Consider the following 385-nt stretch of genomic DNA (forward strand, 5'->3'; position numbering starts at 1 on the left):
CGCGCCGTCATGCGGTCGGCCCAGCGGTTGGCCTGCACGCGCTGGCGCCGTGTGTCCGCCTGGCGCATGGCGAGGCGGCGCAGGTTTTCGATCAGCACGAGGCGCAGCATGGCCGGCAGCGCCGCCAGTTCCGCCAGCGCCAGCGGCGCGCCTTCCTGGTAAGCGGCGACGAAGCGCGCGAGGCTTTCCGCGTCCAGCCGGCCGTCGCCATGCGCGATCACGTCCAGCGCCAGCTGGTACACGCGCGGATTGCCCGGCGCATCGGCGTCCTGCAGGCAGGGCAGCGCGCAGCAGTCGTCGTCGGGGAGGTGGCGGCCCTCGTCGAGTCACTGGAAGTGCACTACCTCGCCAACCGCGATCCGCAGCTGCGCTTCTGCCTCCTGAC

The 385-nt window shown here is 72.5% G+C and carries 1 protein-coding gene; it reads right to left on the reverse strand.

Annotated features, from left to right (window positions below):
- A partial coding sequence (locus tag ACEN88_RS34545) for a hypothetical protein (protein WP_413346914.1) occupies positions 1–221 on the reverse strand: 221 nt, incomplete at its 3' end.
- Positions 222–385: the final 164 nt, after the last annotated feature.

The sequence above is a fragment of the Massilia sp. CT11-108 genome, from assembly GCF_047302915.1.
GTDB lineage: Bacteria > Pseudomonadota > Gammaproteobacteria > Burkholderiales > Burkholderiaceae_D > Telluria > Telluria orientalis.